Consider the following 25,737-nt stretch of genomic DNA (forward strand, 5'->3'; position numbering starts at 1 on the left):
AATACTCGTTGTGGATTTGTTGAGGCTGTTTGATTACTTTTTCAGAGCGGTCATTGCCTTAATAAAGTCCTGCTTGTAACGGTCTAATGCAGGCAGGCTTATGCGGAAATTTTCGCTGTCAAACAAGGCTGCCGCTTTTTCTCTTTCCTGCTCGACATTACCCGGCCGGAATCCGCTAACCAGTCGATTAGCCCATGGCATGAGCGGTGGCAAAGTAACGTATTGCGCACCCGGTGGACCGTCGCGCCCCGGAAGACTGCGTTGCTCACCGAGTCGGCCTTTAAATGTGTAGAAGGCATCAGAACTGGGTAGGAATTTGAGCGTGTATTCTTGTTCCTCTTCACCGTGGGTAATATCCCAACCCGCCATCATCGGTTTGTTTTTGCGCTGGCATGTTTTGGCAGATCACTGACTAGTGTGCTTCTGTTTATTACCGATGTGGTGTTTTTATTACCTTCAATTTCGGACTCCGCATCTGTCGCGCGATCCAATAACCAAACGGTTTGATAATTATGTTGTTGAAGCAGCACCGCCAATGGTTGATTTTGATAAAGTACCACGGTCAAGCCGACATAGTGATCCAGTTGGTGCCAGTCCTGATTGCTACCCACAACCCCCATCGCGACACGTTGCCATCCGGCCAGCCCTTTTAACAAGCCACTGTGGGCAAACACGAGGTTGTAGCTGAGGAATGTTAGCGGGTAACTCTGCTCCTGATAGCTCAATGTGTCGTAATCAACACGGCCATAGGCAACGGGAGTGCCTTGGTGTGGCACATGACGAAACTCTGCCTGACCATTGGATTTATGCTGATTAAGGAGTGTCTGATCCACTTTTTTGCTCACCAACTCACTAAATAAGGTTTCTTTTTGGCTGCATGCGCTGAGAAAAAAGCACAGGCTTATAACGATAATAGGGCGAGATAAAACACGAGACATATTGACTGCTCATTGGTTTGTGTGATGATCCAGTATAGGCAGCTGCTATTAAAAAAGCAGTAGTAATTTGCGGCGTGTGTCAGGCAGGCCGAACCACCAAACATAAGGACAGATAGCCGTGAGCGCACCTCCAGCATTACCTGAGTTTATCTTTTTTGATCTCGACGATACATTATTGGATGATGAGGTATCGACACAGTCCGGAGTGAATGCCTTGTTTGCGCACTACAGTACGGATGAAGTGGAAGACCGACATCAACGGTGGGATGCGGCGTTGCAGCTTTACTATCCGGACTTCTTAGCAGGCAGAATCAACGTGCAACAGCTGCAGCAATCACGTATTCGCCATGTACTCCCAGAGCGAATGTTTACTGATGAAGAAGCGCTGGCCGCCTTTGAATATTTCATGGTGCATTATGTTGAGGGGTCGACCTTGTTTTCAGATACGCGTGATGCGATTTCGCGGTTAAAAGCCAGAGGCATTGGTCTCGGCGTGATTAGCAATGGACCCAATGACATGCAAGTTCGCAAGCTGACAGCAGTGGGTTTGTACGATGAACTTGATGTGGTAGTGACTGCTGAACGTGCTGGAGTTGGTAAGCCAAATGTGGCTATCTTTGATTTTGCACTGGCAGAAGCGAATAAGCAGGCAAAGGATTGTTGGTGTATCGGCGATAACTTAAACAATGATGTGTTGGCGGCGAACGAGGCTGGTTTGACTGGGGTCTTATTGGACCGGAATGGCCGTAATATTGATTATGCCGGGTTGAAGATTGCTGCGCTGGATGAGATTGCTTAGTTACGTCCCGTGCCCGAATTCGTTGAGTACAATACCAACTGGGTTATATAAGGTTGTCAGAAATAAAAACCGCCAGAGAGCTGGCGGTGGGGTGGTACACAAATTATTTTCCGATCTGTGGTTGTGAAAATAATTCGCTTAAGGGAAGCGGTTATGTCTTCTAGACAGTTATCAATGTTTGGTCTGTACATTTGTCTTTGACCAGGATTTTAATCGTCGATGAGCCATTTACCTGTTCAGTTTTGCTGAGCTTCATTTCGATCGAGACTGTGTTAGGTTTCTTGTTGTTTACCTGAAAAAATGTCTGGATACGTTCCTGTAATTCTGTTTCAAGCGCCTGTTTATTAGCTGCTAATACGTCAATCATGGTCTGACCTCTAGCGTTGTTAGGAGTGGTTATATTTATAGCACTGCAAATATGAATAAAAAATGAACATAATATGAATTATAAGCATTGGATGACACTTATTTTTCTTTTGAGTTACATGATAAGGGTAGTGTGTTAAGTGGAGAATCGTGACTAGAAATGGTTTAGAGGTCTGTTCTTTGGAATTAACGGTATTTCAATTGATTTAAAGCCCATTAGGCTTAAATTCTATTACATACCATAAAATATTATCATTAAAAATGAACGCTAGCTTAATGATATCTGAGTTTTGCTATGCTATATTTACTAAAATAAGTTAGAGAGATGCAAGAATTAACTATAAAAATCTCCTTCATAACACTGCTTTAGCCCGAGCAGTGAATAAGATCGTAACGCCTTAGCCCGGGTAGTTACGAGAGTGTCGCGAAAATGCAGGTTTCCCCCAATATCCTGTAAACCGCACACATAAACCACCGCATGGATGCGGTGGTTTTTTTATGGGTCCTATTCCACGATGACACTCTTCACTAAATTCCTCGGTTAGTTTACATCTTGCCTGAGTGCTTAAATTGATAGGCATGCGGTATTTTTTGAGTATAGTTTGCAAAACAGCAGCTGCGAAAAGGAGAAGGCATGTCATTTTTCGAGGTCATTGACCCGCGTTTCAACCGCTATGTCATCGGCAATGCACCGGTTAAACAACTCGCCACAGGGTATGACTGGGTGGAAGGGCCGGTGTGGTTTGGCGATGCCAACTGCCTGTTGTTTTCTGATATTCCCAATAATCGCATTATGCGTTGGACGCCAAACGTTGGCATCTCGGTGTATCGCGAGCCGTCTAGTTATGCCAATGGTCACACACGAGACAGAGAGGGGCGGTTAATCTCCTGCGAGCATGGCAGGCGTCGCGTCACCCGTACTGAGTTGGATGGCTCTATTACTGTCATCGCTGATAGTTATGAGGGGAAGCGTCTGAATTCCCCCAACGACGTAGTGGTTCACTCCGATGGGTCGATTTGGTTTACTGATCCTCATTACGGCATCATGACCAATTACGAAGGTTTTCAGGCAGAGCAAGAACTGCCCTGCAATGTGTATCGGGTAGCCCCTGACAGCGGTGAAATCAAAGCCGTTGCCACTGACTTTGCATGCCCCAATGGTTTGGCCTTTAGTGCGGATGAAAGTCTTTTGTATATCTCCGATACCGGTGCAATGTTTGATGAGCATGCGCAACGTCATATCCGCGTGATGCCGGTCAATGACGACGCAACACTACAAGAGGGCAGTGTATTTCATACCATTAACCCCGGTTGCGCGGATGGTTTTCGGCTGGATCAGGATGGCAATATCTGGTCATCGGCGGCAGATGGGGTGCATTGTATTAGTCCTGAAGGCGAGTTGATGGGGAAAATCTTAGTACCGGAATTAGTTTCCAATGTGTGCTTTGGTGGACGCGCTAAACATCAGCTATTTATCACCGCCACTCAGTCGCTTTACACCGTCACACTCAATCGACGCGGCATTCAACAACCATAGGGAATCTTCGCAGCAAGTCAGCGTAAAGCGCTATTCTCTATAGTTCTGAGTTGGGTACTGCCCGAGGGGTTCACTTACTCGCCAGTACTCAGTCTGGGAAGTAGTGTGATGGGCATTTCAATGCAGCGTGAGTTATCCGTGGCGGTGCTGTTATTTGCCAGCTTGCGGCTGTCACCGGCTAATTCCATTAAGATCAATTTGGCCGTTTCTACGCCGATATCATAAGCGCCCACATCAATAGAGGTGATTTCAGGGAAGCAGTTGGCGGAAATGTCATAAGCGCCAAAACCTGCGATAGCGATATCTTCCGGCACACGCAAGCCCGCCCGATGACAGGCCATCATTGCCCCAAAAGCGGATACGTCGGAGGCACACATCACTGCTTCAGTGTCGGGGAATTTCTCCAACAAACCCGACATCGCATTGCGTCCGGCTTCCATGGTGATGATTGCCTCATTGGACTCCCAGAACCGTTCAGTACTAAGACCTTGCGCCCGGACTTCTTCCTCAAAACCATGTCGTCGGTCAGCACCACGGCGATCCCGTTCGACGTTTCCACCAATGAAGCCAATCTTTTTGTAACCCTGCCCGACAAGGTGTCTAGCCATGATGCGTCCAGCGCGTGCATTGGAAAAGCCAACCGCGTGGTTGATCGGTGACGCAGGAAGATCCCAGGTCTCAATCACCGGAACACCACTGGCGGCAAGATAGCGTCGGCAAGACTCTGTATGCACGCCTCCTGTAACCACAATCGCCTCGGGTCTGCGCCTTAAAAACGCCTTCACAATGCGCTCTTCCTCTTCCATATCGTAGTCAGAGTAACCCAGTAATACCTGCAAGCCGCTGTTACTCAAATGCTCATTGAGCGCGCTGATGGTCAAGGCAAAATTGGCGTTATTGATAGAGGGAATAATGACGGCAACAAAGCCTGTTTTACGCGTGGATAAGCCCGCTGCAGTGCTGTCTAGTACGTAACCGAGCTGATCGGCAGCGTCCAGTATGCGTTGGCGAGTGGTCTCAGAAACTGAGGAATTAGCCTTAAATGCACGTGATACCGTCATGGAAGAAACCCCAGCTACACGGGCTACATCATTCATGGTTGGCGTGCTGTTTTTTGTCATTAGATAGCTTTTTGTGGAATGTCGCCTGAGTATAAAAACAGACTATTTAATAGTAAATGAAATAATTGTTTATGGCTGTATTGCTCGGAAGTGGTCAGGTGTGTTTCATAATTTCATTAATGTTGAGGGAGGCCGTGACAAAGCGCTAGGCCAGTGCTCGCACAGGTACAAACACGATACGCACTACGTCATTGGGGTGAGTTTATCACCCCAGCATTGATTGTCCGTGTTTCGTGACTTTCGGCGGTGCGTAGCCACTGCAGCTCCGCTATGTGACTTGTTATGGCTAATATCCAGCACTAACTCTGTTTCCCTGTTTTGAATAAACACCAGATTTTCATCAGCTGCAGTCGGGACTAACTTCCACTCCTGGTGGTTGTTCGAGACTCGTTTTTTCTCCTCCAGTATCACCGGTGCATCATCTTTTTTCAGGCCATTTTCAACGGCCAAAACCTTGTTGGTGTCAAGGTGCTGAATAAACACATAGCCCTCGGTTTTATTACTGGGAATCAGTTGCCAACGCTGGGCATGTGCGCGGCTGCTTTTTTCGACCACCAGCTGACCGTCGTCTTCGATAGACAACACATACTGATTCATAGCGGAACGAATTTTGACGTATTCGGGGTCGCTGTCTTGTGTGGGTGACGGATTGTTCTTTGGTGTCGATGTGGTCTCAGTAGCCTGATTGTCCGCAGCGTTTCCCTTACCGTCCGCCGTATCACCCGCTGCATCTTCTTGCTCAGCTTTCTTCTTACGACGGTTTCGCCAAAACAAATAAGCCGCACCTAGCAGAATCACTACCTCGGCAATTTGCACTGGTAGGTAATCAAACAGGAAATTAAAACGTTCGCGCAATGAACGAGTGATACTGTCAAAGTCAGTGTCTGGCGAGCTGGTGACCACCTCATTTTGCTGTAGTTTTTTGTAATGAGTGATGTATTTATTTTCAGTATTTTGCAGCGCCTTCACCCGCTGGTTTTTCTCACGTTCCCAGTCGTCGACAGGGTCCATATTATTCCAGGCAATAAACAGCTTTTTCTGTTGATCACTGATCTGTAGCTGGTACTGATCCGTCATATAAAAATAAGCACGGGCAATATCACCCATCACATTTTCAGGCGGCTCTGCTGTGCTGGATTTAAACGCCACCTCCATATTCACCGTACTGCCGTACAGGCGTGGCTCATTGGCAATCATGCTGTATTTGTAATTGCTGCGATCACCGTTGATCTCACCAATTGCAGGTACCAAATTGTGCATATCTGCTTCCATCTCTCGGAACTTCTCATTGTTATTGCGACAGTGAAGTCGACCACCGTCTTGCCAGCAGCGCAGTTGATGCCCGAAGTGCCAGGCAGGCACAATATGTTCCCACTCGATGCGCTCTGAACGCGCTTTGTTTTTGCGATAGCTAAAGCCGCAGCTGCTTTTCACTGGGATGAATTTCTTCTGATATAAGCGATAACGGCAGCCGCTGTAGAAGGCCAGTAAGTGATCCGTGTAAACCTCTGTTCCTAGCAGTCGTTTTGATCGGCTGAAGGAGTACGTGCTTTGTAAGCCGAACTGTTGATCATCCAATGTGGCCACGTCTTCCTCAAAGATGTCGCCATCCTGCTCCAGATACACCGTGCGCTGTTGATCGGTGATGGTTTTTAGTAGTTTGCCGGAAGCTAAGTCATGAAATACACCGCTGTCAGACTCTTTGAATAAGGTCATGACGGGGTAGTCTTCGGCTTGGGTGTTGGTGCTAAACAGGCATAGCCATAAGCAGCAGATACTTGCCGCTTTGGTGAATCTTTTGGGGTAAGACACTGGGTTTTCACAGGGTTTATTGAGTGCCGTTACTTTAACCCAGTGGCATTTAATTACAAAGTGGGGCGTTAAGTTGTCGATGTGTTTTCTTTAGTGGATTCCCTTATGACCAAAAGCTTTTATTGTTAGCTACACGCTTTGATGTAAGATTCTAAAATCACAATAATCTAACCAGACCTGACCTAATTAATTTAGCTGCCAGAGATAATATAACAATGACTTCAACCCCGACACACGACACAGATTCAAACCCCATAGTAGACCTTCGGAAACTTAGTTTTTCCTACGAAATGCAGGAGTCCAGACTGGATGTATTGGTCGATGTTGACCTGACGCTTCAGCAAGGTGAGAGCGTGGCTATTTTAGGCCCGTCCGGCTCAGGTAAAACCTCATTGTTATTGCTTCTGGCCGGTCTGGAGCAACCCACCGGTGGCGCTATCTTGTTGGATGATAAAGATCTCGCTAGCTTGGATTCAGATGCATTAGCAGATCTGCGTCGTGATAGTTTAGGTATTGTATTTCAGTCATTCCACTTAGTGCCCAGTTTAACAGCTTTGGGGAATGTCATGTTGCCGCTGGAAATTGCCGGACGCGATAATGCCCGCAAGGTTGCTCTGGAGATGTTGGAGCGTGTTGGTCTGGCAGAGCGAGCGGGGCATTATCCGCCGCAGTTATCCGGTGGTGAGCAGCAGCGGGTTGCCATTGCCCGTGCTCTGGTACACAAGCCACACCTGTTATTAGCCGATGAGCCAACGGGTAATCTGGATGCCAAAACCGGTGAGCGCATCATCGAACTACTGTTTGGTTTGAATCGCGAAAGTGGTTCGACCATGATTCTGGTGACACACGATGAATCCATCGCAGCGCAGTGCCAGCGTGTATTTCGTCTGCATCAAGGCAAATTAGTGGAGGACGCGCCTCATGCGATTTCTGCTTAGTCTAGCCTGGCGAGACCTACGCGCCAGTGGTCGTTCATTGTGGATATTCTGCGCCTGTTTGGTGCTCGGTGTCACGCTGGTCTCGGCTAGTGGCAGTATGTACCGTTTGGTGGGTGATGGTTTATTAGCAGACACACGCCAGTTGTTAGGTGGTGACCTACAGGTGAGTTCGAGCAGGCCGGAACCTTTACCCGATGAGGCATTGCAATGGATGTCGGCACGCGGCAAAGTCTCGCAACTGATCGAATTGCGCACCATGCTGGGTACGCCAAACGATGATTTTGTTCTGGTCGAATTACAAAGTGTTGATGATTTCTACCCGTTGTATGGCAGCTTGCAACTTGATCCAGCGAAACCCTTAAGTGAGCTGATCAGTCAGCAAAATGATCGCTGGGGTGTGGCGATTGATCATTCGCTGGCAGTACGTTACGACTTGAAAGCGGGTGATGTGGTGTCTATCGGCAGTCTGCAAATGGAAGTGCGCGCGCTGATTATGAAACAGCCTGACCGCAATCTCACTGCAGACTGGCGTGGCTCGCCGGTGTTGATTTCTCCGCAAGCAATTCGTGATGCCCAGCTAATCAGACCGGGTTCGCGGGTTGAGTACGACTACCGCGTTGCGACAGAACAACCGACTGCCGACTGGAAAACTGAGTTTTACCAGCAGTTCCCAGACCGTGGTTGGGAGGTCCGCACTTTTGAAGACCGCAGTCAGCGTATTTCTGAACGGATTGGACAGATCGCGTCAGGCTTGTTGATTATCGGTTTTAGTACGCTGTTTATTGGCGGCTTGGGTGTATTCAGCAGTATTCAGTCTTATTTGCAGAGCAAGCTAAAAACCATTGCCACCTTGCGTTCACTGGGACTACGCAATGGACGTATCGCCACTGTTTACTTGTTACAGGTCGGTATTATGGGAGGTGCGGCGAGTTTATTAGGTGGCTTCCTTGGTATGGCATTAGCCTTGTTAGGTAGTACAGCAGTGGCCGCAGAATTACCGATTAGCACCACTTTTGCAGCCTTGCCTGCGCCATTCATTAGTGCCGTTATTTTCGGTTTATTAACCGCGTTTTGCTTTGCGCTGCCAGCCATTGGCACGGCCCTTTCAGTGTCGCCTGCAAGCCTGTTTCGTGATGCTGCCAACAGTGCCTTAAGTGTGCCGCGTAATTGGGCAATCGCAACGGCAGTTTGTGCTGTGGGCATCATCGCCTTGGTACTGATTAGTGTGCCGTCTTTAGTGTTTGGGGCGGGTTTTATTCTGGTGGTCGCACTGATGTTGGGACTATTAGAAATTACACTGCGCTTCATTAGAAGAGGTGCTAAACGTCTGGAAAACACAGAGGGCTTACGCACAGGCATAGCCTTCCGGTTAGCACTGGCTAATTTGCACCGTCCTGCTGCGCCACTACGCAGTTCTTTGTTATCGCTTGGCTCTGCGCTGACATTGCTGGTGATTTGTACTTTGGTGGTGGTTTCGCTGCAACGTACGATTCAGGCAACGATTCCTCAGGAAGCGCCCGCCTTGGTGCTGTATGACATCAGTCCCGATCAGGTTAAGGATGTTGAAAATGCACTGACTACCACTTCACCTCAGGCCAGAGCAGAGTTAGCGCCTCTGGTACAAGGGCGTATTGTTGCGGTGAATGGTGAGACGGTAGCGGACTTAATAGCGGATGCAGAGCCAGGCTCTGAACGAGAAGATGACCTGCGTGACAGCTTGAATGACGATCACAAACTCAGTTATCGCGGTGGCAATGTCGATGGGATTGAGTTGGTAGAGGGCAGCTGGTGGAATGACGGTGAAGATCAAAGCATTCCTGGCATGTCACTGGAAGATCGCGAAGCTCGCCGTATCGGGATTAATATCGGTGACCGCATCAGTTACGCCGTTGCTGGCTCCACGATGGAATTCATGATCACTGCGATTCACCGACAAAAAGGGGTTCAAACCCGTTTTTGGTTTGAAGGTATTGTGGCCGACGGTGTGTTTGGTGACACACCGGAGCGTTATGTTGGCGCGGCATGGATGGATGATGATCTGGCTTTGAAAGCACAAAGAAGCATTGCCGATGTTGCTGCTAATGTGGTGACCGTGCGCACCGCGCGGATTCTGGCTAGTGCACGTGACTTGCTGGGGCAGGCCACCAGTGGTTTGTTGGTGGTCGCTGTGATTAGTTTCCTTGCCAGCTTGCTGGTGCTATTTAGTGTGATCGCGGCGAGTCGGGTGCGGCAGGTTTACGAAGCTTCCGTACTGAATGCGCTGGGTGTGCGTTTGTCTGAGGTACGTAAAAGTCTGTATCTGGAATTCCTGCTAATCGCGCTGGTGACGGCTTTATTTGCGGTCTTACTTGGCTCGGCGATTGCCATACCACTGCTGGAGTGGCGGATGAAACTGCCCTCGACGGATTTGGTGTGGGTTGGTTTGCTGACTGCATTAGTGGTGAGTGTATCAACGCTGGTGGTTGGAGCGCAGTATTTACATCGTCGGATGAGTGTGAAGCCTGCGTTGTTGTTGCGGAATTTAGGGTAGGCATAAGGCCGTGCCTGTTGGATCAGAACCTCAGAAGTGATAGTTAAACATGATCACTTCTGAGGCTTTTTATTATTTTTAATGCAGACACTTAATCTGTTGCTAAATTAAAAAGTGCACAGTCCTATTTAGGCGCAGGCGGCATTTCTTCAAAGGTGGGTACACTCGTATCCATATGATCCCACACAGGCTTATGTTTGTTATAAACAATGACGTGTGGCTTGAACCACGAACTATCATCAACACAGCCTACAGCAATTGAGACGATGGGAGGCGCTGAACTATTTGTGCCATACAATCGGCTGCCACACTCAGGGCAGAAATGGCGCGTTAATTGTGCTCCATCATCCGCAGTCGTTGTGTAATGACTGGTTTCACCTGTTACTTCGAAGTCATCTTTTTTGAAGAAGGCCAGGGATATATGGCCTGTGCCTGTGGAGCGACGACAATGATCACAGTGGCATTGCGCCATCCTGACGGGTTCATTGCTGAGGGTGTATTGGACTTTTCCGCACAGGCAGCCGCCTGTTGCAAATGATTCTTCTGACATTACTTCCTCCAATCGATTAACGGTAGTCATTGACTATACATGAGAGCACTATACGGTGCTTGAGATCTGCTAATCAGATACTCTTTCATTCCCTTCATAGCGTCGCCATTGCTCCACCATTGTCAGCCTTAACTACCATCGCACGCAATATGCCGGCGGGGCATACTGAAGGGTATCTGGAGGGGGCTAATATTTATGGGGATACGGTTTATTGATTCCTGTGTGCGTTCGTCTAAGGCGAATTCGATTTGGGTAACACTGTAGACTGATCCCCTTATTCAAAAGAAGAATGGCGGGCACTTAATTCACTAAGTGCCTCATATAATCCATACGTTGATGAAGTACTCTGATCACCCACAACACATCGTCTATTTCCCAGAAAAACACAATATGAGACCCAACTACATAGCTTCTGTAGCCTGATTTGATGTCAGAGCGGTCTTTACCAAGCTCGGGGTGGTTTGCCAGAAACTGCATCATGTCTAAAAGCTTATCCTGATATTGGTTAGCTTGTTTAACACTCCATCGTTCAGCACCGTAGAACCAAATTTCATCCAGATCGGTTGCCGCAGCTGGTGACAGCTCTATTTGCATTATTCCTCACTGCCCTGCTGTGCAAGATACTTACTGCGCTTTTCAGCAAACTGGGCTTTATAATCATCTAAAGAAACACCTTCACCTACTTCGCCTTTACTTAACTCTTCACGCAACTTAGCCAGTTTAAAGCTTTGTTCTTCCAGTAGGCGCAAACCTGCACGGATTACGTCACTGACTGAGCCGTAATAGCCAGACTCAATTTGTGACTGCACAAAATTTTCCAGATCCCCACTAAGAATGATAGATGTATTTTTGCTCATCGCTTTAACCTCTGTTTAAGTGAATAACTTAAATATACCATTGAATGGTATTTTAGATAAAGCATTGCTCAACCAACATACCACCCATCCCTGCTATAATGCTGAAAACCTCAACAAACAGGGCCGGTTATGACCTCAAACTCCCAACACGTTTTTATTTCCCATACCTCAGCCGATGATGACTTTGTTAAAGAGTTACGCATCAAGCTGGAGCTACACGGTATTAGCGTTTGGGTGGACTCACAGCAGTTGCGCGGCGGCAGTAAGCTGGAGGCTGACATTGAGCAGGCGATTAAAGACTCCGGCCATGTCATTGCGGTGCTCAGCCCGCGTACTATCAACTCACCGTGGGTACGCAAGGAAATTCAGTTCGCAGAGGCCAATGGCCATAAGGTCATCCCGTTGTTATTGCCGGGCATTGAAGTCACCGCGCTGGGTATGTGGTTTGATGAGGAACCGGTAGCGGAAAAGATTGAACTGGATGTCGGCAAGCTGGATGAAAAGCTACCACATATTCTGGCTGCTTTGGGGCTGCGTGCTCCTGATCATGATTTACCTTCCGAACAACAGGTCGCCAATAAACCCGTCGCCGAGCTATTACTGGAATTATCCGAACCCACGTTAAGCCGGGATGAGCACGGCGCGGAACAGCTGAGTGCCCGTGCTGAATTAAGTTATCTTCCGGCGGATATGGCGGTTGAGCGGGAGGTAAAAAGTCGTCCGTTTCGTTTCACTGCACCCATCGGGCAAATTGAACAGGATGAGTTGCATTGGTATCTGGAGGAGTATTACCGCTGGCCGGTGGGTTTGTTTCGTGAGCGGGCAGAGCGTACCGAGGGGCAGTTAGCGCAGTGGGGCGCGGCACTGTTTGCGGGTAGCCTTGGGAATACGGTGTGTCAGGCACCACTGAACGCTTGGAAGCAGGTGCGGGATGGTGTGGAGCGGCGTTTTTCGGTACAGGTGGAGGCGACGACCTTGGCAGAGGGTAAGGACGCACAGGCCAACGCCAATGAAGCGGCCAGCCGTTTGCAGAGCCTGCCGTGGGAGTTGTTATACGATGAGGCGTATCTGAGTGAGGGAGCTAATCCGGTGGGCATTCGTCGTCGCTTACCGAACTTTAAACAGCAGTTGCCTCGTGTTACCGAGCTGCCAATCTGTATTTTGTTAGTGAGTCCGCGTCCGGAAGAACAAGGCGTGAGTTATATCGATCATCGCGTCAGTGCTTTGCCGTTGGTGCAGGCGGTGGAGTCGTTGGGGGATTTGGTGCAGTTGACGGTATTAAGTCCACCGACCTTGGGCGCATTGGAACAGGCTCTGCACCGCGCTCGTGATGCTGGGCAGGCTTATGATGTGCTGCATTTTGATGGACATGGCATATATGACCGAGAGCATGGTTTGGGGGCTTTGTGTTTCGAAAATCCGCAGGATAGCAAGGCGCTGGAGGGGCGGCGCAATGACTTGGTGCATGCGGATACCTTGGCGAAGTTATTGAAGGATTTCCGTGTGCCGCTGGTGTTTCTGGAGGTTTGTCAGACCGCACAAGCTGAGGCTGATCCGAATGCGTCGGTGGCGGCGAGTTTGTTGGAAGAGGGTGTGACTTCGGTGGTGGCGATGACGCATAGCGTGTTGGTGGAGACGGCGCGGCGCTTTGTTACCGAATTTTATCAGGCACTGGCACAGGGGCAGCGGGTCGGTGCGGCGATGTTGGCGGGGCAGCGGGTGTTAATGCGTGATACCCAACGTGGTCAGATTGCGGGAGCGGGTGAGTTGCATTTACAGGATTGGTTTGTGCCGATTTTGTATAAGGAACAGCACGACCCGCAGTTATTCGAGCGGATTCCGTCGGCCACCGCGCAACAGATGCAGGCGCAGCAACAGCAGAGCCGTTTGGGCTGGCTGGGCAAACATGAGTATGACTTTGTTGGTCGTAGCCGTGAGTTATTGCAGCTGGAACGCTTACTGGAACACCAATCGTATGCGGTGATCCGGGGTCAGGGCGGCGCAGGGAAAACCACGGTGGCGGTGGAGCTGGCGCAGTGGCTGGTGCGGAGTCGGCGCTTTGACCGGTGTGCCTTTGTCAGTGTGGAGGAATACACCCACGCAGGCGCGGTGGTGGAGGTGTTGCTGAAGCAATTGCTCAACCCGCAGCATAATCTGGCGGCGGAATACAGTAGTGATATTGAGCAGGCCTTACAGGCAATCCGGCGGGTGCTGGAGAATGAACGAGTGCTGATTGTGGTGGATAATGTGGAGTCGTTATTGGCGGCGGCGCTTGAGGAGAATCTGGCGGGGATTTTTGGGGTATTGGAAGGGCTTGCAGGGGCTAAACTCCTGTTCACCACCCGTGAATCTCTACCCAAACCCTTCAATCACAAAAAACGCGAAATCCTGCTCGGCGCACTCGCTCCGCAGGATGCCAAAGCGCTAGTGATGCAGGTGATGAATCATCAGGGGTTGAACCTGCGTCATGATGATCAGGGCAACACCCCGCAGGAAGTGGAAGCACTGGTGCAGTCGGTGGGCTGTCATGCGCGGGCGCTGGTGTTATTGGCGCGGGAGCTGGCGTTGCATGGCGTGACGGCGACCACGGGGACTATTCGCGGGATTATGCAGCGGCTGGAGGCGGAACATCCGGGGCAGCGGGAGAATTCCTTGTTTGCCAGTGTGGAACTGTCATTACAGCGTTTATCGTCGGAAGTGCGGGAGCAGATTGCTGGATTGGCGGTGTTTCAGGATGGTGGAAAGCTTGAAGCCTTGGCTTATGTGCTGGACGTAGATACTGACCATGCGCGGACGATTGGCATGGATCTGATACAGGTCGGGCTGGCGCAGACGGTGGGTGAATATGGTTATGTGCGCTTTGATCCGGCCTTGGCGGCCTATCTGGATTTGGGCCTGACGGATGAACAGCGGGCGGCTTATCTGGCGCGTTGGCGGGACGTGATGGGGCAGTTGGTGGGGTTTCTGTATCAACAAATATTCAAAGATACCAAACTGTCGTTCAGTCTCACACAACAGGAACTGCCCAATCTGATGGCGTATCTGCAAAGTCTGATGACGGATTTACAGGCCGGACAGGTGACAGCGGAAGCGGTGACTGATCAGCTTGGTCGCGTCGAGCAACTACTGGCAAACCTGAATCAACCACAGGCACTGGCGCAGATGGTGGTATGGCGGGGGCAGGCGGCGCAGGGTTTGGGGGAGTGGAGTCGACAGCGTTTTGAACATGAACGCATGAGTATTGAGCGCTTGTTGCAACAAGGTGATGTGCAGGCGGCGTTTCAGGCGGCGCAAGCTGTATTGGAGCAGTGTCAGCAGGGCGGGGAACAGGCGTATGCCGGGGCGGATTATGATTTGGCGATGGCAAACGTTCTATTGGTGCGGGTATTGAAAACCGGTGGTGCAGCCGCCCAAGCCTTGCCCTATTTGCAGGAAGCACAGCAGCGTTTTGAAGTCCTAGGGGAAGATGGGGCAAGGATGGCTACAGTTGCTTTGGCAGATCAGGGTGATTGTCTGCTGGCATTAGGGCAGTTGGACGCGGCAGTGGCAGTTTATGAGGAAGCTATCGTACGGTCGGAAAAACTGGAAGATACCCTGCAGGTTGCTGTTGGGAAAGCATCGCTCGCTACTACCCGTTTACTGCAAAATAACACTTCTGAGGCGCTGGAAGGGTATAAAGAAGCAATGACAATATATCAGCAATTGAATGATTCGGGTGCGGTGGCAACGGCTTGGCATCAGATGGGGATGACACATAAGGCTGTAGGTGATTTTACACAGGCTGAGCAAGCGTATCGGCAGTCGTTGTCGATTAACAGTCAGCAGAGAAATAAAGCGGGTGAAGCCAAGAGCTTGAATGAACTGGGTATTCTTTATGATGACTGGCAGCGTCCGGAACAGGCCGTGAGTTTTTACCGGCAGGCAGTGGCTATTCATGTTGCTTTGGGGGATTTGTGCTCTGAAGGTATGGCTCGCAGCAATATTGCAGGTACCCTGATCACACTACAACGTTATGACGAAGCACGTCCGGAGTTATTGCGGGCGATTGAGTGTAAGCAGCCTTATGGTCATGCGGCTGAGCCGTGGAAGACCTGGTATATTCTGCACAATCTGGAGCAGGCCAGCGGTAATCCACAGGCTGCCCGCGAGGCACGGGAGCAGGCGGTGGCCACGTATCTGGCGTATCGGCGGGATGGTGGGGAGAATCATTCGGGGGCGGGACGTTTCGTTTTGGCGGTGGGGCAGGCGATTCAGCAGGGGGATACTTCGGAGGTTGAGCAGGTGATTGCAGATGCGCTTGATAATCCTGAGGAAGACAAAAACTTCCTGCACAAGCTACAAGCCATTATCGCCGGAGAGCGTGATTTGGCGTTGGCGGCGGATGAGGATTTGAAGTATGACTTGGCGGTGGAGCTTCAAATGCTATTGGAGGGGCTGGGTTGAGTGTGGTCACTGGGGAGTTAGTACTGATTAGTTAGCCACCAAAGGCTTGGATAAAGGCTTTAACACTACGAATATCAACGCGGCTGCCAATTAAGATCAATTAATTGACTCTAGTTCTTATGGTGATATGATTAAGATCAAATATTTGATCTTAGTGGTTTTCAATGCTCACCATCTCAAAACAAGCAATAATCTCCCGCCTACACTTTGATAACCCTTGGTGGGAAAATGGTCGTGTGGAGCGTCGGTATAAAAACTACCCTAGACGCTTTTATTTTGCGCCTTTCTATGCGCTTATTAAGGAAACCTCGATCAATAGAGCCGCAGTGCTTATGGGGCCTCGAAGGGTTGGTAAGACCGTTATGGTCTATCACGCAATCGACCAGTTGCTCGCGGAAGGTGTCTCGCCCAATAACATTTTTTATGTACCACTAGAGACTCCGATTTACACGGGGTTATCACTTGAGCAGTTGGTCAATATGCTGCAAGAGGAGTTTGCTCATAAAAGAGATGATGAGCTTTTTATTATTTTCGATGAAATCCAGTATTTGCCGAGCTGGGAAGTTCACTTAAAGTCACTTGTTGATTCTTACCCGTCTTATAAATATGTCGCGACAGGGTCTGCCGCTGCTGCACTCAAGTTAAAAAGCAGGGAGTCAGGTGCTGGCCGTTTTACTGAGTTTTTGCTGCCACCTCTAACGTTTGCAGAGTACATTTCGTTTATTGGCAAGGTTGATTTACTGGTCGAAGAAAAAGAAGCCTTCAGTTATCAGGCAAAAGATATTCATGAGTTAAATGATGAATTTGTGAATTATCTGAACTATGGAGGTTACCCCGAAGCCGTCTTCTCTGAGCTCATTCAAGGTGACAGCTCGCGGTATATCAAAAGCGATATTATCGACAAAGTGCTCTTGCGAGATTTGCCAAGTTTATATGGTATCAATGATGTGCAAGAGTTGAATAAGTTGTTTAACTCTATTGCCTATAACACTGGAAATGAGATTACCCTAGAGTCGCTGTCAAAATCTTCTGGCGTATCAAAAAATACGATTAAGAAGTACATGGAATACTTGGAAGCGGCGTTTTTAATAAAGATCGTTAATCGAGTTGATATAACGTCTAAGAAATTTAAACGAGCAACTACCTTCAAAATTTACCTAACGAACCCTTCAATGAGAGCCGCCTTATTTGGTCCTGTAACGGCTGATCATGAGGCAATGGGAGCCTTAACAGAAACGGCTATTTTTAGTCAGTGGTTTCATGATCAGGACATAGATAAGCTGCATTATGCGCGTTGGAAGAATGGCGAGGTTGATATTGTGTGGCTGAATACTGCTATCCAAAAGCCTGAATGGTGTGTTGAGGTGAAGTGGTCTGATCTACCGTGTGGTGATGCTAGAATGGTGAAAGGTTTGACAGAGTTTGCTAATCAAAACAGTTTAACAGATGTGCTGATTACGACTAGAACGGCTTCCCAGGTAGGTAACATTAATGGGGTTAATATTCGTTATCAGCCAAGTGCATCTTATGCTTATGAGCTGGGAGTGAAAATGTTTACGCTGAGTGTGTAGGGTGGCGAGTAGATTTGAACGTGAAATCGGCAGTCGCGACTGAGAGTACATCGGCTGGCCCAATTCCACAGACCAATTTATACAACCGTAGTTCGTCTTTTTGATAAAACATCAACGGATATGATACGCACGAGTATAGGCTTATGAACCCCACAGAACTTGGCACCAAGTACGATAAAATCGCCCAATGGTGGCACGACCGTCATCATAATTCTGCCTATGGTGTTTCGCAATTCAAGCGCGCGATTGCCATGGCAGAAAAGGGCGGTAAAGCGTTAGATGTAGGCTGCGGAGCAGGTGGTCGCTTTGTGCGTATTTTACAAGAACACGCATTCTCGGTGACCGGCTTGGATGTATCCAAAGAGATGGTGCATTTGGCGCGGAAAAATCACTCGGAGCATCAGTTTATTCATCAGGATATTTGCACGTGGGAAACCTCTGAACGCTTCGATTTTATTGTGGCCTGGGACAGTATTTTTCACTTACCGCTTGCCATGCAAAAGCCAGTCATCTCGAAATTATGTAGCTTACTGACCAGTGGCGGTGTGTTGATTTACAGCTTTGGGGACGGTGAGGGAGATCACACCGACACATGGCATGATGATACTTTCTACTACAGCTCGATTGGTATTGAGCAAAATGTACAGTGCCTGATGGAACATGGTTTAGCGTTGCGACATTTGGAGCTGGATCAGTATCCTCAAAATCATGTCTATGTAATTGCTCAGCGTGATCCTCCGAAGTAGTCCACAGCGCTTACTCGACCATGTCCGAATCTGGCTCTATGTTATTGGGCAAATGTGCAGTAAATACTGTGGATTGTTAAAGATTGTGTAAATTTATGAGGAGGGGGGTGTATGATGCGAGGTATCAACAGGGGAATGCTGTTTAAGCTGCTTACGGTACTGCGAAGGTGTCATCTCACAGTGTTGTTTAAACAAACTATTAAAGCTGGACTTGGATTTAAAGCCGCAGCGAAAAGCAATATCCAGGATCGTCGATTTCGCCAGCGCCGGATCTTTTAACAGGCGTTTAACTTCCTCAATTCGATATTCATTTACATACTGATAGAAGTTTTTAGACAGACCATTATTCAGTACTTGGGACAGGTTTCGCCTCGGTGTATTGACTGCATCGGCCAAGGTATACACCGAAAAGTCGGCATTTAGAAAAGGCTTTTCACGCAGCATATATTCCTGCATGTCTTCGATAAGCTGAGCAGTGGCTTCATCACTCATATCACAAGCACTCGTATCAGGTGCTTCAACTGCTATCTCCCCGTCATTTGCTGCCGCTGTTTTTAAGGCAATATCAACCTCAGTCAATGCAGGCTGAAACAAGAAAACCGGCTTCTGTTTGACCCCAAAGAAACACAGCAAAACCGTAAAGCTGAGAAACGACAGCATATGGAATGTGAGTGGTTTAATAACAGCTGTTGAGTCCAGCATACCCTCATTCAAAAAATTCAGAATAACCAGCACTGCAAACGTTGCGGGTAATGCAAACAACCACTTCAAACTGATCAGATTGTCATTGCGCGAGAAGATCCCTGAGATATTCTTTTGGTGCTTGCGCAGCGCGAAGATTGTGGCAATGGAGTAGGCGATAAAGATAAGGCCATTGATGAGTCCAAACCGTGCCATCAACAGTGCGAACAACGATGAGGCATGCTCCGGGTTGTCCAGTGTCGGTCGCATAGGCTGTGAGTGATCCATGGAAATGAATGCGATGTAAAAAACCACGAAGGGAATGAGGTGCAGCAGTTCAGACTTTCCAAAGCTAATTTTTTGATTACTAACCAGCGTTTGTACGTACAAATAAAGGATTGGACCATGCAATAGGTTGAGCGTGGGATTGGTAACTAAGTTAAAGCGTGGCGCATCATGATCAAGATAAGAGAGGGTCGTGTGAAACAGCGGAATATTCAGCAGGACTAACCAGATGCACAGTAGCCAGTCGGACTGGTGTTTGTAAGATTTACTCAGAATATTGATCAGGGTAAACGCTGTAAGCGCCAGACCGATGATACAAATTTCCCACGTCCAGTTTTCCATAAAATTGTTGCTGTCCTTAAAGCGCGAATCATGATTTTTTTAGTAAACGGAAGTCCAAATAACGCCATTTGGACGACTCATCAAGGGTGTGACCCTAAACTTATAGGCTATACACACATCTAACAAGTGATGAGGCTTATCTAATGAGTATCAATAACTGGGTTCGTTTGGTGCGTGACGCTAAGCCTGAATAATTCATGCTGTTTGGCATGCAAAGCAGGTTGTAATAAATCTGCATCGATACAATGGAAACTACAATAAGGAACATACTATGACTAAATCAATTCACACAAGCCTCATCACACTGGGCTTAGTCACTGCGACAGCCACAATGCCAGTCATGGCAGCAACCGCTCAGGAGGCAGAGCCGGTAGCAGAGCAAAAGCTCGTGGAAGTCCGCTTGGTCGACACCATTGATGAAGATCGGGGCTATTGCCTGGATATCGCAGGCGGTAAAGGGGCTAATGCGCCTCTGGATAAAGGCATGCAAGCACACACATGCTATGACTACACCGGTGGTCTGCTGGAAGATCAGAGTTTTGATGAGGCACTGCTAAAAGCGGGGCAGTTTAAGATTGTCTATTTTGATATCTGCATGACAGCTTCAGCGGTTGAGACCGACGCCTCCATCGAACTGGCGTCTTGTGATAATAGCCTCGACACACAACAGTTTTCATTGGAAGAGAATGGCAATCTGGTGATGAAGTCAAAGCCTGAATTATGTGTGACGGTGAATGCGACCGAAAAACGTGAAGGACGAGGCGCGAAGCCTGTTCATGTGATGCGACCTTTGTCATTACAAGCTTGTAGTGAAGACAATGCGAAGTACCAGACTTGGTCACTGTTTAGTTTCTAAGTTTGAATAGCCAATCTCTGAGTGGGTCTTTATGGCAGCACTCAGAGAGTTTGGCAGTGTCTTGGGTTTGTTTTCGTGAGAAAATGCGGTCATCGACTAAAGGGATTTCCAATGAATATAAGCTTAGACCCGGGACTGATTTTTCTGACCATTGTAATGGCCGTGTTTGGATACCATATGGGGAAACGGAAAACGCAGTTCCCAATCCTTATTTCCGGCATCGCTTTTTTTACCGGATTCATACCAATACTGGCACTGATTTGTGTGATTGTGCTCGTGTTGGTCAAAGATACGCGAGACACAACCAGCAATGAAGATTGGCTTTGATCGCTACCATGCTCAGGTAGCGAAAAGTCCCATTATTAGAAAGCAACTGTATTGATCACTTTACCATCTACCGCCCGGTGCATTTCTTTGTGCTCGTCATAAAATCCGCTGACCGTTACTTCAATCTTGATCGGACCTTCTTCTAAGTTCATAAAGTACCAACCGTGATAACCGGGGAGTGGTGCGATAAACGACCCCGTCTGGCCTGTGCCTTCTCCTTCTCCTCTCTTGATGTGGAGCAAAGTAATTTATACGTCTAGCACTAGAATACCCGCTTGTTTAACGTAGAATGCGCCCATGAATTCACAAATACCTTTAACCCGCGACGTCGTACTCATCGGTGGCGGGCACACCCATGCCTTAGTGCTTCGTCAATGGGGCATGAACCCCTTACCCGGCGCCCGAATCACCGTAATTAATCCGGGACCGACAGCACCTTACAGCGGTATGTTGCCGGGCTTTGTTGCCGGACACTATTCACGTGATGAGCTGGATATTGATCTGGTACGATTAGCGCGGTTTGCCGGTGCACGGGTGATCATCGGGAAAGCGACGGGTATAGATCGCGAAGCCAAACTAATTCATGTCACGGAGCGTGAGCCGATTGCTTATGATATCGCCTCGGTTGATGTGGGAATTCATTCGGCAATGCCTGAAATCACTGGCTTTATTGAGCACGGCGTACCGGTAAAACCGCTGGAAATTCTAAGCCATCGCTGGCCACATTATCTGGATCAGGTACAAGACAACGCGAGTCTGGCGGTAATCGGAGGTGGGGTTGCCGGTGTGGAGATCACGCTGGCGATGATGCATGCCCTGCAAAGCCGTGGCGTGACGGCAACGATGAGTCTGATTGATGCAGGTGAAATCCTGGGTGGGGTTGCACCACGAGCGAAAGCGAAGCTATTACAACGATTAGCGGATTATGGCGTTACTTTGAGGCCTGACAGCAAAGTTGCCGAAGTGACCGCCAACAGTATCCGCTTAGAGAGTGGTGAATCAATCACTTCTGAATTTAGCTTGGGTGCAGCCGGAGCACGGCCACACGCGTGGCTATCTGAACTCGGCTTGGATTTGCATGAGGGTTATATCGTTGTTGATGAAATGTTGCGTTCCAGTGACCCGACGATATTTGCTGCCGGTGACTGTGCGCATCTGCCGGATAATCCGCGACCAAAGGCCGGTGTGTTTGCGGTGCGCGCTGCGCCCGTGTTGTGGCACAACCTGCGCGCTGCCTTAAGTGGCAATAAGCTCATCCTGTTCCGCCCGCAAAGTGATTATCTAAAGCTGATTTCACTGGGCAGTAAGATGGCATTAGCAGAAAAATTTGGCATTACGCTGTCCGGTGCGGCGTTGTGGCGCTGGAAAAATCAGATCGATCAGACGTTCATGGCGAAATTCTATGAATATCCTTCGATGAACGTTGAGAAGCTGCCTAAAGAGCTGGCCTCCGGTGTTACGGATGTCTTGGCGGATGGTAAGCCCATGTGCGGTGGCTGTGGTGCGAAAGTTGGTCGCGATGTGTTGTCGCAGGTATTAAAAACCTTACCGCAAGCTGGTCGTGATGATGTGTTATCCCAACCCGGAGATGACGCGGCAATCATGCGCTACGGCGAGCAGTATCAGGTGATTACCACGGATCATCTACGCGCCTTTACCGAAGATGTAGCATTGCAGGCGCGCATAGCCGCGGTGCATGCCATGGGGGATATCTGGGCGATGGGTGCGCAGGCACAAACGGTGCTATCCACGATTATTCTGCCGCGCATGTCAGCAGATATGCAGGCGCGTTACCTCAGCGATATTATGACAGCGGCCTCCGAAGTGTTTGGCGCTCAGGGTGCGGAGATTGTGGGTGGTCACACCTCGCTGGGGTCGGAACTGACCATTGGCTTTACCATTACGGGCATCAGCGAGCGTGAACCGATTCAACTCTCTGGCGGGCAGGCGGGTGACGTGTTGATCCTGACTAAACCTATCGGTACCGGCACATTACTGGCGGCAGAAATGACCATGAAAGCACGAGGCGAGGATACTATCGCTGCATTAAATGGTATGAAGCAGGACCAAGCAGAGGCGGCAACGATTTTACAAGATGCGCATGCTATGACGGATGTGACGGGCTTTGGTTTAGCTGGGCATTTGTTGGGGATTTGTGAAGCGTCGGGTTGTGGTGCTGAGTTGGATTTAGCGGCGATTCCGGTATTAGCAGGGGCTGAAAAGTTAGCGGAGCAGGGTGTGCATTCGACCTTGTATCCGGATAATTTCAAGGTTGCGGCGTATATGGATATGACTGAACCGAAGAGTGGGCGGGAGACGTTATTGTTTGATCCGCAAACGGCTGGTGGGTTGCTGGCGGCGGTGAGTGCTGATGCTGCAAATGAGAAGCTGGCGGCGTTGCAAGAAGCCGGTTATCAGGCAAGTAGGGTTGGTGTTTTGCTTGAAGGCGAGTCTTTGATCTCTCTGATTGATATGTAAGCGTGAATATTGAGTTATGATGGTGTGTGTTTACGCCACGGACTAGTCATGGAAACTATCTCATCATCACTCACCAACTTCATGATTTGTGGCCAAAGTCCGCTTTTCACTATTTCAGTTTCGCCGTCATCCTATGGTTGAGGAGCTGGCTGATCGATGTGGCCTTGAGGAGTATTGGTAGGCGTAAAAAAGCACAAGACAAGTTTTTGAACCTGCCTTGTGCCTGATGACTTACCTATGGACCGTTAGGCCCGTAGCGGATAACTATTAGTCGTCCAAATAATTATCCACCGCAGTCGCCCGACTTGCAGCATGGGCTTTAAGCGTCGTCACCTCACTATAAAATTCACTGGCATTATTCAGGAAGCTATAGCCGTCTTCTTCAGTAGTGGCATCGCTTTCAACCATGTTTTTATACGTTTCGTACTTTGCCTGCATGGTGGTGGTGTCAAAAGCGCCATCAATCACTTCACTCAGGTAAGCGTCGTAATCTGCTTTGTACTCGGTATCAGCGTAAATTTTGGCGATCAATGGCCATTGAGAATCCGTTAAATTCGAGAAATCAAGATTCAGCGCACCGCCTTGCTTACCGGTTTGAAGCGGTTCGTTATTATCCCAGGGAATCCAGGTCAGCTTGCCGTTGTCAGGATTATTGTAGAGATAGTAATTGTGAATCATGCGGCCGTAAGTATCCCAGTTCTGAATAATACCGTTCACTGCCAGATACCTCAGGAAGCCCTGAACATCAAAAACTGCTTCAAGATTGGAGCGCCATGTCGCTGGATCATTGGTTCTGCTGTCATCGTGGAGTGCGGCAAATAATGCTTCAATATCTGACCAGTCTTCGTCGTCCTCGTTGGTCTTCTTTTTGAAATCATCGGCGTTGAGTGTGCCTTCAACGAAGTTGGCGCTACCATCTTCTGGCTTGTACAAGTTGCCGTCGTCACTAGAGAACTGAGTGTCGATTACTGTGCCATCCACCTCTTCAACCAAGGTGTATAAGCCGAAGTACTGAGGCCCATTCCCGTGATCCACATACAAGGTATAGAAAGCGGTGTGAGAAACCGGAACCCCCGCATCTTTGAATACATCAGCCGCCACCTTTTCACGCAACATCGATGAGTCGTTGTAGTTATTTTTCAGGCTGAATTTCTTGAAGCCATAAAAACGCTGATTATCAATTTGTGGATAATCATCTTCGAATTCGTCAAAGTCCAGTTTGAATGAAAGTTTGAGAATACCTGATTGCCATGCGCCTTGGAGTGATGAATTACCCTTGAAGCGGATACCCACACGATACCATTGTGTGCCGTTGTAATAGACTTCAGCAGGGACAAAAATCGGGTCTTCATCGCTGTCGATTAAACCAGAACCTTGGCTGCGTCGTCCGAATTCACCGTAAATACTGGTCATATCGTCCAGCATGCTTTGCCAGTGTTCCGCAGTAACGACAAAGTCCAAACGCTTCACTTGTGTATCGTCGAAGACTTTATCGAAGTTGGGATCAACGTCTTTACTGTGAGTCTCGTCAGTCCAGTCGCTGGCTACAAAGTCAGCGTCGGCTGCAATATCTGCTTCATCGTCAATATTGGCCGCACCGGGAGTGGCGGTGTCGAAGTACACAAGCTCGCCTGATGAGTTGATGCCGTAAGCAATGTCATCGAACTGAACCGGATAACTATCCGCATACTCGTAGACCACATCCCCACTGGCATCCGTTAGTGCGAGGTATTCACCGTCTTTACCCAGCTTGAAGTTGGTGTGGAGCTCTGAGCCGGTTTTAACATCATCGCCACTGGCGAAGACGACCATATAACCACCGGATGCTAATGTGCCTGACTCGAAGCACCATTGTGATAAGTCTTCGGAATCATCAGTTAAGCACCATCCGGTCAGCTCAACCGAGCTGCTGCCGGTGTTTTTAAGTCCGATCCAGTCTTCGTACTCGCCTGCGTCAGTTACTAGCGTGCTGTCATTGCCTGCCATGAATTCATTGATCACGATACTGCTGGTAGAGCCAGTTGTATCAGTTGTGTCCGTGGATTCTGTTGTGGTGCTGTCGGATGTGCCGGTGCTACTGCTGCTGTTACAACCAGCAATGACTATGGTCGAGCTTAAGAGTATGAATGTTATGGTTTTTCGGAACACATCGGCTGAATGTTTGGAGAATGGCTTACCGAACATGGAGAGTACCTATTAATGTTATTGTCAAAAGATAGTACAGGCACAATGTGTAGGAATTGTGGAGAAAGTAGCCGATACTCATTCAATAACGAATGTTCGGATATGTTGAAGGTCAGTAGGTTTTCTATGGAGACGAACTGTTGGGGTTATTCAAGTGATTATGTGTATAATTGACTTAAAATAGTTTGTTAAATGGCTGGTTTGTGACATATAGCTCGAAATTTATAAGGAGGTAAGAATCAATGAAAACCATCTCATCATCACTGACTTATTTCATGAAGTACTACCTGATTCCGGTATGGACACTAATCGCACTTGCTCTGTATTTTTTGTTGAAAGACTTAGACTTTCTTGAGCTAGTAGTGCATCATTTTTG

The 25,737-nt window shown here is 48.6% G+C and carries 21 protein-coding genes; 10 read left to right on the plus strand and 11 right to left on the minus strand.

What is annotated here, in order from left to right; genetic code table 11:
• Positions 1–33 precede the first annotated feature (33 nt).
• Together DKW60_RS18620 and DKW60_RS18625 are read right to left on the minus strand one after the other, a co-directional pair.
• A complete protein-coding gene (locus DKW60_RS18620) occupies positions 34–372 on the minus strand; it encodes a hypothetical protein (RefSeq protein ID WP_109839172.1) in 339 nt (112 codons plus the stop codon).
• The gene (locus tag DKW60_RS18625; protein WP_109839173.1) at positions 369–938 is read right to left on the minus strand and encodes a hypothetical protein; all 570 of its coding nucleotides are present in this window, start codon (positions 936–938) and stop codon (positions 369–371) included. The genes DKW60_RS18620 and DKW60_RS18625 overlap by 4 nt, the downstream gene beginning before the upstream one ends.
• Positions 939–1,056: 118 nt before the next feature.
• On the opposite strand from DKW60_RS18625, the gene DKW60_RS18630 reads away from it, so the two are divergent.
• Complete coding sequence (locus DKW60_RS18630) at positions 1,057–1,737, plus strand: HAD family hydrolase (protein WP_181389788.1); 681 nt, start codon at positions 1,057–1,059, stop codon at positions 1,735–1,737.
• Positions 1,738–1,897: 160 nt separating this feature from the next.
• On the opposite strand, the gene DKW60_RS18635 is transcribed toward DKW60_RS18630, so the two are convergent.
• Positions 1,898–2,104, minus strand: coding sequence for a hypothetical protein (locus DKW60_RS18635; RefSeq protein ID WP_109839175.1), 207 nt, complete (start codon positions 2,102–2,104; stop codon positions 1,898–1,900).
• A gap of 633 nt (positions 2,105–2,737) precedes the next feature.
• Between DKW60_RS18635 and DKW60_RS18640 the strand changes: the two genes are divergently transcribed.
• Complete coding sequence (locus tag DKW60_RS18640) at positions 2,738–3,640, plus strand: SMP-30/gluconolactonase/LRE family protein (protein ID WP_109839176.1); 903 nt, start codon at positions 2,738–2,740, stop codon at positions 3,638–3,640.
• Between the two features lie 74 nt (positions 3,641–3,714).
• Here DKW60_RS18640 and DKW60_RS18645 read toward each other — a convergent pair whose 3' ends face one another.
• Both DKW60_RS18645 and DKW60_RS18650 read right to left on the minus strand, forming a co-directional pair.
• Entirely contained in the window at positions 3,715–4,761 is a 1,047-nt protein-coding gene (locus DKW60_RS18645) for a LacI family DNA-binding transcriptional regulator (protein ID WP_109839177.1), read from the minus strand.
• A 183-nt stretch (positions 4,762–4,944) separates the two neighbouring features.
• The gene (locus DKW60_RS18650) at positions 4,945–6,573 is read right to left on the minus strand and encodes an endonuclease (RefSeq protein WP_146203524.1); all 1,629 of its coding nucleotides are present in this window, start codon (positions 6,571–6,573) and stop codon (positions 4,945–4,947) included.
• 215 nt (positions 6,574–6,788) lie between these two features.
• Here DKW60_RS18650 and DKW60_RS18655 point away from each other — a divergent pair, with 215 nt between their 5' ends.
• Positions 6,789–7,511, plus strand: coding sequence for an ABC transporter ATP-binding protein (locus DKW60_RS18655; RefSeq protein ID WP_109839179.1), 723 nt, complete (start codon positions 6,789–6,791; stop codon positions 7,509–7,511).
• Positions 7,495–10,041: an ABC transporter permease gene (locus tag DKW60_RS18660; RefSeq protein ID WP_109839180.1), complete on the plus strand. Its 2,547-nt coding sequence runs from the start codon at positions 7,495–7,497 to the stop codon at positions 10,039–10,041. Before DKW60_RS18655 ends, DKW60_RS18660 begins: the two co-directional genes overlap by 17 nt.
• A 124-nt stretch (positions 10,042–10,165) precedes the next feature.
• On the opposite strand, the gene DKW60_RS18665 is transcribed toward DKW60_RS18660, so the two are convergent.
• From DKW60_RS18665 to DKW60_RS18675, 3 genes are all read right to left on the minus strand, one after another.
• Positions 10,166–10,591 carry a GFA family protein gene (locus DKW60_RS18665; RefSeq protein ID WP_109839181.1) on the minus strand — a complete coding sequence of 142 codons (426 nt, stop codon included), beginning with the start codon at positions 10,589–10,591 and terminating at the stop codon, positions 10,166–10,168.
• Between the two features lie 300 nt (positions 10,592–10,891).
• Positions 10,892–11,185, minus strand: coding sequence for a type II toxin-antitoxin system RelE/ParE family toxin (locus DKW60_RS18670; RefSeq protein WP_109839182.1), 294 nt, complete (start codon positions 11,183–11,185; stop codon positions 10,892–10,894).
• Positions 11,185–11,448, minus strand: coding sequence for a type II toxin-antitoxin system ParD family antitoxin (locus DKW60_RS18675; protein ID WP_109839183.1), 264 nt, complete (start codon positions 11,446–11,448; stop codon positions 11,185–11,187). The genes DKW60_RS18670 and DKW60_RS18675 overlap by 1 nt, the downstream gene beginning before the upstream one ends.
• A 129-nt stretch (positions 11,449–11,577) precedes the next feature.
• On the opposite strand from DKW60_RS18675, the gene DKW60_RS18680 reads away from it, so the two are divergent.
• The 3 genes from DKW60_RS18680 (at position 11,578) to DKW60_RS18690 (ending at position 18,208) form a co-directional block, all read left to right on the plus strand.
• Entirely contained in the window at positions 11,578–15,891 is a 4,314-nt protein-coding gene (locus tag DKW60_RS18680) for a TIR domain-containing protein (protein ID WP_109839184.1), read from the plus strand.
• Positions 15,892–16,055: 164 nt separating this feature from the next.
• Positions 16,056–17,462: an ATP-binding protein gene (locus DKW60_RS18685; RefSeq protein ID WP_109839185.1), complete on the plus strand. Its 1,407-nt coding sequence runs from the start codon at positions 16,056–16,058 to the stop codon at positions 17,460–17,462.
• 143 nt (positions 17,463–17,605) lie between these two features.
• Positions 17,606–18,208, plus strand: coding sequence for a class I SAM-dependent DNA methyltransferase (locus DKW60_RS18690; protein ID WP_109839186.1), 603 nt, complete (start codon positions 17,606–17,608; stop codon positions 18,206–18,208).
• Positions 18,209–18,301: 93 nt separating this feature from the next.
• On the opposite strand, the gene DKW60_RS18695 is transcribed toward DKW60_RS18690, so the two are convergent.
• Complete coding sequence (locus tag DKW60_RS18695) at positions 18,302–19,516, minus strand: helix-turn-helix domain-containing protein (RefSeq protein ID WP_109839187.1); 1,215 nt, start codon at positions 19,514–19,516, stop codon at positions 18,302–18,304.
• Positions 19,517–19,787: 271 nt separating this feature from the next.
• Between DKW60_RS18695 and DKW60_RS18700 the strand changes: the two genes are divergently transcribed.
• Positions 19,788–20,372, plus strand: coding sequence for an RICIN domain-containing protein (locus DKW60_RS18700; RefSeq protein WP_109839188.1), 585 nt, complete (start codon positions 19,788–19,790; stop codon positions 20,370–20,372).
• Positions 20,373–20,483: 111 nt separating this feature from the next.
• Complete coding sequence (locus DKW60_RS18705; protein ID WP_109839189.1) at positions 20,484–20,699, plus strand: hypothetical protein; 216 nt, start codon at positions 20,484–20,486, stop codon at positions 20,697–20,699.
• Between the two features lie 35 nt (positions 20,700–20,734).
• On the opposite strand, the gene DKW60_RS23540 is transcribed toward DKW60_RS18705, so the two are convergent.
• On the minus strand, positions 20,735–20,941 hold the full coding sequence (locus tag DKW60_RS23540) for a hypothetical protein (protein WP_146203525.1): 207 nt from the start codon (positions 20,939–20,941) through the stop codon (positions 20,735–20,737).
• Between the two features lie 55 nt (positions 20,942–20,996).
• Here DKW60_RS23540 and selD point away from each other — a divergent pair, with 55 nt between their 5' ends.
• A complete protein-coding gene (selD, locus tag DKW60_RS18710; protein ID WP_109839190.1) occupies positions 20,997–23,177 on the plus strand; it encodes a selenide, water dikinase SelD in 2,181 nt (726 codons plus the stop codon).
• Positions 23,178–23,444: 267 nt separating this feature from the next.
• Here the strand turns inward: selD and DKW60_RS18715 are convergent, their stop codons facing one another.
• Complete coding sequence (locus DKW60_RS18715) at positions 23,445–25,361, minus strand: CotH kinase family protein (protein ID WP_181389789.1); 1,917 nt, start codon at positions 25,359–25,361, stop codon at positions 23,445–23,447.
• Positions 25,362–25,737 lie beyond the last annotated feature (376 nt).

The organism is Leucothrix pacifica, from assembly GCF_003172875.1.
GTDB lineage: Bacteria > Pseudomonadota > Gammaproteobacteria > Thiotrichales > Thiotrichaceae > Leucothrix > Leucothrix pacifica.